The organism is Alkaliflexus imshenetskii DSM 15055, from assembly GCF_000517065.1.
GTDB lineage: Bacteria > Bacteroidota > Bacteroidia > Bacteroidales > Marinilabiliaceae > Alkaliflexus > Alkaliflexus imshenetskii.
This window is the reverse complement of the sequence record NZ_KI912105.1, coordinates 1371511-1380902: the sequence shown is the minus strand read 5'-3', so window position 1 is coordinate 1380902 and position 9392 is coordinate 1371511. Positions and strand designations below refer to the sequence as shown.

General features: G+C 40.0%; 8 protein-coding genes. 3 read left to right on the top strand and 5 right to left on the bottom strand.

The genetic code is table 11. The features are described from left to right. Window positions 1-68: 68 nt before the first annotated feature. The 3 genes from ALKIM_RS0105665 (at window position 69) to ALKIM_RS17745 (ending at window position 3383) form a co-directional block, all read left to right on the top strand. Window positions 69-1148 (top strand): PorP/SprF family type IX secretion system membrane protein, encoded by a 1080-nt coding sequence (locus ALKIM_RS0105665; RefSeq protein WP_262480531.1) that lies wholly within the window; start codon window positions 69-71, stop codon window positions 1146-1148. Between the two features lie 243 nt (window positions 1149-1391). Beyond that, a complete protein-coding gene (locus ALKIM_RS0105660; protein WP_026473789.1) occupies window positions 1392-1997 on the top strand; it encodes an OmpH family outer membrane protein in 606 nt (201 codons plus the stop codon). Between the two features lie 96 nt (window positions 1998-2093). After that, complete coding sequence (locus ALKIM_RS17745; protein WP_044118175.1) at window positions 2094-3383, top strand: glycosyltransferase family 2 protein; 1290 nt, start codon at window positions 2094-2096, stop codon at window positions 3381-3383. On the opposite strand, the gene ALKIM_RS0105650 is transcribed toward ALKIM_RS17745, so the two are convergent. From ALKIM_RS0105650 to ALKIM_RS0105630, 5 genes are all read right to left on the bottom strand, one after another. Further along, entirely contained in the window at window positions 3370-3687 is a 318-nt protein-coding gene (locus ALKIM_RS0105650; RefSeq protein ID WP_026473788.1) for a hypothetical protein, read from the bottom strand. The genes ALKIM_RS17745 and ALKIM_RS0105650 overlap by 14 nt on opposite strands. A gap of 26 nt (window positions 3688-3713) precedes the next feature. Beyond that, on the bottom strand, window positions 3714-4016 hold the full coding sequence (locus tag ALKIM_RS0105645; protein ID WP_026473787.1) for an FtsB family cell division protein: 303 nt from the start codon (window positions 4014-4016) through the stop codon (window positions 3714-3716). A gap of 256 nt (window positions 4017-4272) precedes the next feature. After that, complete coding sequence (gene pruA, locus ALKIM_RS0105640) at window positions 4273-5898, bottom strand: L-glutamate gamma-semialdehyde dehydrogenase (protein ID WP_026473786.1); 1626 nt, start codon at window positions 5896-5898, stop codon at window positions 4273-4275. Window positions 5899-6158: 260 nt separating this feature from the next. Next, the gene (locus ALKIM_RS0105635) at window positions 6159-7880 is read right to left on the bottom strand and encodes a CotH kinase family protein (RefSeq protein ID WP_026473785.1); all 1722 of its coding nucleotides are present in this window, start codon (window positions 7878-7880) and stop codon (window positions 6159-6161) included. Window positions 7881-7947: 67 nt separating this feature from the next. Further along, a complete protein-coding gene (locus ALKIM_RS0105630) occupies window positions 7948-9321 on the bottom strand; it encodes a type IX secretion system plug protein (protein WP_052345425.1) in 1374 nt (457 codons plus the stop codon). Between the last annotated feature and the right edge of the window lie 71 nt (window positions 9322-9392).

Genomic DNA, 9392 nt, shown 5'->3' with positions numbered 1-9392 from the left:
TTCGCATCTTAGTGAAACGAAATGTGTGATTAGTGCGTAGAAATTGTTGAAACAAAGAGCGAAGTTAGGTGAAGAACATTTTTAGATACAGGATTTTGAGAGCGAGCGTTAACTTTTTATTGACTGCTTGTTTGATGTTTGGTTTGGTAACGCCTTCCAGCGGACAAGATATGTCTTTCTCGCAGGTGTATGCCGCACCCCTCTATCTAAGCCCATCTTTTGCAGGGTTTACAAGTGGAGGACGTGTTATTTTAAATTATCGTGACCAGTGGCCGGGAATTGCAAATACCTATCGTACCTATGCTTTTTCGTATGATGAGTATCTGCCTGGTTACAATAGCGGTGTGGGTTTGCTTTTTCTGCGCGATGATCAGGGAGGTGGCCAGCTGATAACTCAAAACCTCGGAATACAATACGCGTATGAACTGGCTGTTTCACAGGATATCTTTATCAGACCAGGGTTGCAGTTTAAGTTTGCCGAGCGCAAAATTGACCCTTCCAAGCTTTCGCAGGTAGGCCCGGGAGGCGAAACCTTTCCCTGGATCAACGCCGAGTTTCCCATCGAGCATTTTCGCAAGCTGGATGCAACAGCATCTGCAATGGTGTATAGTGACTTTTTTTGGGCAGGCTTTACGCTTGACCACCTCGTTAAGAATGACTTCGGTTTTACTGACATAGAAACGCCTGAGCCACTCAAAACCGTTGTTTATGGAGGGTACAGACACGTCTATCAGGAGTCCGGTCGCGGTAAAAATGAGCAGAGTGCTACCTTGGCGTTTATGTACCGTAAACAGCAGAGTTTTCAACAGTTGGATTTAGGTGTTTACTGGTTTGCCAATCCCATTGAAGCCGGACTTTGGTATAGAGGTATTCCGGGAGTGAGTAGCCCTTCGTTAAGGAACAATGATGCAATTATATTTAGTCTTGGTGTTAATATTGGTACCATTCACCTTGCCTATAGTTATGACATGACCGTTTCCGGTCTGGCTGGCCGGAGCAACGGCAGCAATGAGTTTTCAGTCATCTACAGATTTAACCGGGGACCTATCATTTCCTCGCCACGTGGCCCCGTGCCATGTAACGAACCGTCACAAGGATTAGGTGGCGGGTGGTCAAACAACCGGCCGGCACGACGTAAGATTTTTTAGTTTAATGGTTAATATGCTAAGAGACAGATAAATGGTTCGCTCTGTCTCTTAGTTTTATTACTGTTTTTCTGACACTACTACCTCTCAATTTAATTCTCTATATCAGTTTTTTATCTGGCAGTTCATCTTACCAAAGGAATTTTTATGTTTTTGTAAAATTCAAGGTAAAACTGTTTTTATATGTTGCTTATAAAGTTATATTTGTTGTCGTTAAAAAATAAGGTAAATTTCATGGAAGCGTATATGAAGAAGACATCATTGATTGTTAATGCCATTTTGGTGGTTGCTGTTATTGCATTGTTTGCTATGGTTTTATCCGATGGAAAAAAGGGAAATGGAGAAACCCGGCTTTCGGGAGGCGAATCCTTTGCCGATAACGGAATAGTTTTCATTAATACCGATTCATTAATCATTAAATATGATTTTGCCCGTCAACTTAGTGAGGAGCTGATCAAGAAAGAAGAGTCTTCAAGGACTGATTTTAACGAACGTGCGCGTGTGTTTCAACAGGATATGGTGGAATTTCAAAGGAAAATTCAGAACAATGGATTCCTTTCACTGGAGCGCGCTCAAAGTGAAGAGCGCCGACTACGTCAGAAAGAGCAGGAGTTGCAAGAGCTTAATGCACGTCTTTCAAATGAGTTGATGTCGCAACAGGAACGCATGAACCAGCAGCTGAGAGATACCATTACGGCATTTCTTTCTGATTATAGCAAACAGCGTGCTTACCGTATGGTGCTAAGCAATACCATGGGTGACAATATCCTTTTTGCTGATGATGAACTTGATGTAACAAACGATGTGGTAATAATTCTGAATAGCCGTTATGCCGCTTCCAGAAAAAAATAGATACCATTAATGTATAATCTGAGCTGAGGTTTGTGTTTAACGAATCTCGGCTTTTTTGTTTTGCACTTTTCCATGCTCACAAAGGATTTAAACACATTGGGAAAATACACTGCCCGGCATTCAGTTTCTGAATGGTTTAACGACCTCTTCACACCCGAAACCCGCTTGGTAGTGGTTATCCCTGCATATAAAGAGGAGGATTATCTCTGTCGTACACTTTCGCAATTGTTGTTATGTGATCAACCTGTGTTTAACGTGGGTATTCTTGTGGTAATCAACAGTTCGGAAGCCGACAGCGCATCTCTCGAAGCTTCACAACGTGCCTTCGCCAATCGCATCCGCTCAGAGATTGGGAGTAAATTACCAGCATGGATGGAACTTAAGGTGATAGAAGCTTATGGCCTGCGACGCAAACATTTTGGGGCAGGATTGGCGCGTAAAATTGGTATGGATGCTGTATGTAGCAGTTTTTACCAAAATCAAATGCCTGATGGTATTGTTGTTACACTGGATGCTGATACCCTTGTGGACGAAAATTATTTTACTGCAATAGGTAACTGGTACGATGACCCATCCCGCTCCGGAGCCAATATCTATTTTGAACATCCACTTGAGGGAGCTGAGTTTCCTTCACTCATTTATGATGGCATCACCAGTTATGAGTTGCATCTGCGCTATCTTATGCAGGCTCATCGCTATGTTGGTTTTCCTTATCCTTTTCATGCGATGGGTTCGGCTATTAGTATGCGTGCGGTGTCATACGCACGCGCCGGTGGTATGCCGCGCAAACAGGCCGGTGAAGATTTCTATTTTTTGCAGAAACTTATACCTCTGGGTAATTTTGGCGAGATTACTGATACAGTGATTTACCCTTCACCCCGAATTTCTGATCGTGTCATCTTTGGAACCGGAGCAGCCATGTCCGGGCACGTGTCGGGAGCCACCAACGTAAACTTAACTTATAATGTCAGGGCGTTTGATGATTTAAGTGCGTTCTTCAAGCGAAAAAATGAGCTTTTTAAAATGTCAGCCGAGACGTATGAAAAATGGACGTATGAATTTTCAGGTCCAATGCGCAGTTACCTTTTAAATTCGGGTTTTTTTATCGATTTGGAAGTTGTAAAACAGGATGTTGGTGGTGAAGCCGGATTTGAACGGCGCTTTTTTGAGGTTTTTAACGCGTTTCGTGTCGTAAAATATCTCAATTATGTACACGAGCACTTTTTTGAGAAAATGCCGGTTTACGATGCTGCAATTGCGCTACTTGAGCAAATGGGTCATTCTACTGACGCTTTTTTTATGGAAAAAGATCTGCTGCTTTATTTTCGGAAGATGGAGAGAGACTATCCCTTGTATATAGGCAGTGCAGGAATTAAAAACGCCTGAAACTGATGTAAAAATCCAATACCGCTGATACAGCAATAAATGCTACCCAAAAAGATTTAGAAAGGTACATAGCCACGCCTGCCGCAACCAAGGCCAGAGCACTAACAACAAGTATCATGTGTTTTCGTCTGTTCTCAGGTTTTCCAATGAGTCGGTTGTAAATACGAATGCCAACTATGGGCAGTAAGCCTGCTATATAAACCCACAACGCAAGTGGGTGGAGCGACAGGTGCATTACAATTCCAGCAAAAAGAAGCACCATTCCGGCGTAATATGATACCGAGAGTATTTTGTTTAATTCCATATTTACTTGTTACACTGTTCCATTAATTATTCTGCCACAATGAATAGATCTTCGTGGGGCTTTTTCATCATATATTGTTCTCGTGCGAACTTTTCAAGGTTTTCATGACTTCCCTGCAACTCCTCCATTCTATGGCGGTTTTCAATAATTTCATTTTGGTAATGCTCTTTCTGTTTCTTAAGGTCTCTGATGCGTTTCGACAATGAAATGCGATCTACCATATTGTTTTGGTCAAAGAACCCCATCCAGATAATAAAAACCAATCCGGTTAGAACGTATTTGTTGCGTAATAACGGCAGAATAATTTTCGTTATTTCTTTCCACTTCATAATCTTGTGCTTTGGTGGATGTATGGCGCAAAATTAGCCTTTTTATTTTATTGAATCGCTATCTCTCATCGAATATCGGTCAACCTTTTTAAGCGGATGTGTTGATGCTATTATTGCGGTGTGCATCTGTGTGATTGGAGTGTAATATGCGCCGTTGTGAAAAGTTTTTTGTGCTTAAGTGATTAATGCCAGTTAGTTTTTAATACAAACGGAGCGCAGATATGATTTTACCTGCGCTCCGTTTCGTAATGGTTTACTAACCCATAAAAGGATATCTGAAATTGGTTGGGGGTACAAAATTCTCTTTTATTGTGCGAGGCGAAATCCACCGGATAAGGTTCAAAAGCGAACCTGCCTTGTCATTTGTACCTGAGCCTCGTGCTCCGCCAAACGGTTGCTGACCTACCACAGCTCCTGTGGGTTTGTCGTTGATATAAAAGTTGCCGGCCGCATTCGACAATTTTTTCGTGATGTGCTCAATGGCGTATCTGTCCTGCGCAAAAACGGCACCCGTGAGGGCATAAATTGAGGTGCGATCAAGAATGTTCAACGTTTCATCAAGCGAATTGTCTTCGTAAATATAAATTGTCAGCACCGGCCCAAACAACTCTTCCTGCATGGTTTGATAGAATGGATTTTTGGCAAGAATAACTGTAGGCTCAATAAAGTAGCCTTTTGTTTTGTCGTAATTGCCTCCCAGAATAACTTCTGCCTCAGGTGAGTTTTTGGCTGCATCTATTTCAGAGGTCAATTTTTTAAAAGCGGCCTCATCTATCACGGCATTGATGAAGTTGCTGAAATCCTCAGGCGGACCCATTTTCATTGCACTGAGGTCTGCTTTTAAGTATTGATGTATTTCTTCCCAACGGCTTGCAGGCAAATATGCGCGTGATGCTGCTGAACATTTTTGCCCCTGATATTCAAATGCACCCCTTGATAAAGCAGTAGCCACGGCTCGTGCATCACAACTTTTATGGGCTATTACAAAATCTTTCCCACCTGTTTCCCCCACAATTCGTGGGTATGATTTATATTTTTTGATGTTGTTGCCTATGTTGGCCCAGATGTCTTGAAATACACCGGTTGATCCTGTAAAATGTATCCCTGCAAAATCAGGATGTTCAAAAACAACTCTGGCAACAGTTGGTCCCGATGCATAAATAAGGTTGATAACCCCATCGGGTACACCCGCCTCCATAAATACCTCCATTATGATTTTTGCCGAGTAAATAGCTGTTTTTGAGGGTTTCCAAACAACCACATTGCCCATGAGCGCAGGCGCGGATGGTAAATTGCCGGCTATTGAAGTAAAGTTAAAAGGTGTCAGTGCAAAAACGAATCCTTCCAGGGGTCTGTATTCAAGTCTGTTCCATATACCTTCCGACGACTCCGGCTGATCGGCATAAATCTGGGTCATATATTGCACGTTGAACCGCAGAAAATCGGCCATTTCGCAAGCTGCATCAATTTCGGCCTGATATACGTTTTTCGATTGCCCCAACATGGTAGAGGCATTCATCTTTTGCCGATAGGGTCCAGCAATGAGATCTGCGGCCTTTAAAAATATGGAAGCGCGATGTTCCCATGACAAAGCTGCCCATTTTTCCTTAGCATTATGCGCAGCATCAATTGCTCGGTACACATGCGTTTCATCACCCTGATGGTAATGTCCTAATAGATGACCATGATCGTGTGGCGGATAGATTGGGACGAGGTTGCCTGTGCGAACCTCTTCACCGCCAATGTACATTGGTATGTCGGTCTGTGTAGAGCGAAATTGTTCAATTTGCTCTTTAAGAGCCATCCGTTCAGCAGAACCGGGTGCATAACTCAATATCGGTTCGTTTTTGGCTACGGGTACTTTAAAAAATCCTTTAGGCATGGCATATCGGTTTTTGGGTTTTATTTATGGCGACGCTTCATTGAATTCTGTCCTTTCTGAAATGGAACACAATGAAGTTTACACCGATAACTTAGTGCGGCTTTTCCCAAATTTACAAAATCACCGATCTAATAGATATGAAAAATATCATTTATAGTTGTGTCCTTGCAGAGGTTTGATCTTGCTGACGAATGAGAGCTACTGCATGAGATGAGAGGTTCGTTTATGTTCTACTATGGGTTAACATGAGAATTAATAATTTACCTACTTGATTTTGTTAATATTATTTTTTGAACTTCAAAATGTTCATCGTTTTTTACTTGGATGAAATAAATACCACTGGTCAGATTTTTTAAAGAGATTTTATTGCTCGATTGACTGAGAGACTCTTGTAATACAAGTTTACCTAAATTGTTATAAACAGAAACGATTAAACCATGTGATAATTCAGTATTGATATAAATCAAATCGTCAGTCGGATTTGGAAATATTTGAATTAAGTTGTCGTTGGGTGTTAAGTTTTTTGATGACAATGGATTACATTCTTCGTTAAACTTTTGATCCAGATATGATAATCGGTTAGTAAGCCAGGAAGATATATAATCTAAACTATTGCTTTCATGAACATAACCTGTCCAAGCCAATTTCTCCCTATCATATATACCGTTTCTCTCTAAAAAATTGTAATTTGAAGAAAATAAAGACATAATTGATTCGTGGGCAATCACAGAAGACCGTAAATCATTCCATCTGTTTTTTAGTTTTTCTAGGAAGCCACCTGCGCTGCATTCAAATTTAAGCCTATTATAAAGTCCGTTAGTAAGAATATCGTTTGTGGTATTGTCTTTAGTTCCATTCCAAATTATTCCAAAAGTACCATCTAAATCCCAGGGCACATAAAAGTACTTTGAGTTTGTATTATATTTAGCAATATATAGGTTTTTACCTGTGTTGTCTGTTGCTCTTAAGAGATTAAGAAAGATATAGTAGTCAACTAAATTGTCAAGTTCAAAGCGCTCTTTATATTGATTGTAAAAATCGTTATCTGACGAATTTATAACAAAGTCAACTAATTCATAAATATTTGACCAATTCGTTTCTTCATCGGGGTGTTTATATTCAAATCCACTCCAATATAATGAATTGTTGTCATAAGGTGGAATGCTTTTGAAAGTACTTGCACCCCAAGAAACACCTTTATATAACTCACCCCTAATTGTTCCATTGTGTTTTTTTAGTTTCAACTGTTTTCGATTCACCTTTTCACCTAAACAATATAAACCTCTGTATTCATTATTAACAAAGAGCTCTACGTATTTCATTCTTATGCCATTTATTGCCTCAGGCTCTTGATTTTGATAATGAAGGGTGTTTATCATCCGCCATAAATCATTGTTGGTTTTACTTCTAATTCGTAAAGGTTCGTTATACATGGCTTGTAGATTCCAATCATCGTCATTCACCATTCCCAATAGAGAGTAATCCTGGGTTGTATTTCCAGTATTATCCGTCCAAAATTCAATTTCCATCGATTTTTTCGGATAAGATTGAGAAGAAGCTCCTCTATATTGAATGCCGACGTAAGATTCTAAATAATTTTGATTTGTTTCAATCATCTTAAAATTGGCTAAAACATTGGGCTCATCTACAATGGTGTTATCTGTGTTGATACTAATAATAGGCAGTTCAGTGAAAAAGAGCGAGAAGTTGGTGTTTTGCGATGGGATAAAAATGAGATATTCTACACCAATCTCTATGTTAGTAACAGGATTTAAAAATTCGCAAGCCTCACCAATATAAATATGATTTTTAGTCCCATTCCAAGTTGAATTTACTAATTCTACTCCTATATTCGTAAGGACGAGTTTTTTATTAAGATCAATGAAGTATTGGTTTTGATTAATTTGAATCGTTTCATTAGCATTTACGGTAACTATTAAGAACAGTAAGCAAAGTGTAACGAATATTTTTCTGGTAAGCATATATTAATGGTTTAGAGTTTTTCTTCAATAATCAAATCCCTTTATATTTAGAGTCAGGTTTTGCCTATCAAGGTGTCATCCGTGGTGCCGGCAGCAAGGTGTTGAATGTTTCGGCTCCGATAATGCGGTGGTTTCTGTCGCTGATGCCTTTATAATATAGTATTATCAGGTAATCGTTTTCAGTTTGATGAAAACTGTTTTCGATGGGGAAAAGTGAACCGCTCCTTTCGCCTGCTTCCACCGTGAGATATTGATAATTGTAATACCCTTGCTTGAGTAGGAGTGAAATCTCATAAGCTTTGCTAATGGGATTATAGGTCATCTCCGATGTTTCATTTAACTGCCAGTTGGTGAGTGCACCGTTCAGATATATTTTTTGCAATGGATTTGGACGCTCAACCTGTAATTTAAAGTGGACAAACATATAGTCAGCTTCAAGCTCCGGGTTGTTGCGCTCTTGAACCTGAATGTAATAGCGTCCATTTAAATCCTGTCGGTAATAATATGAAGATGGATTGCGCAGGATATCCGGAAAAAGGGTGATGTGATAGAATGGATCCATGAAATCCGCTGATTGTATCCGGTCGGAGAGAAATCTGGTGCTTCGGATATCAGCATATCTGAATTCATTGCCTCCCTCCATCATCGTTTCCCTGTTGTAGTTGAAATCCATAAATCCATCACGAAAAAACATCGGTTTCAGATTGGATATTACATTGTCGGTTCTGCCATTCTGCTTTATTACTGCCGAAATCTCTTCTATGGGGTTGTTGATTGTAAAACCTGCATGGTTAACCTCAAAATTTATCTCCTGATGCGATGCGCGAATGGACGACTGAGCTGTTTTCTTTATGCGTGGCACTATATCGGCATGCTGCTCAACCACCAAAAAGTGTTTTACGATGACAGGGTTGTGCCGGTCATGGTTTTCAAACACCAGAAGCGCATAGTTGCCTGAGCGCGTCAGTTGCATGTTTTCGTTTGGAAGGGTGAGTTGATAGCGCACATAATCAAATGTGGTGTTGAACGAAAACGCGTAATCGTTTAATGGGTTTACCGGAATACCCCTTATATACTCGGTCACCATTAATTCGGCCTCGTTCCAGTTAATATCACATAACACAACGGTATAGTGATAGTTTTTTGTTCCGCTACCAGGTTCGTCAAACGAAAGGTTTAAACTTTGACCAGCGTTTAGTCGAATGATGGGGTGTGATAGTGGCCAGCTTTCTCGATGGAACTGTAGAGTTTTGATGGCAGGAGAAACAAATTCAGCGTAATTTTTCTGTGCTAAACCCCATTGAGCCGACAGTAAAATGTTAAAGATTACTAATAGTGCAAATTTTCTTTTTTTGCTTTTTAAAGATAAATTTCCGTATTGGTTCAAATTGAACCAATTAAGAGTTATTCGGACAAATTTGTGTGGATTATTTGTGCTCATAATGAAATGGTTTCTCGACTGCAATATATGGAAAAGTTAGATTTTTATTTAATTTTGGCATCAAATTCAAA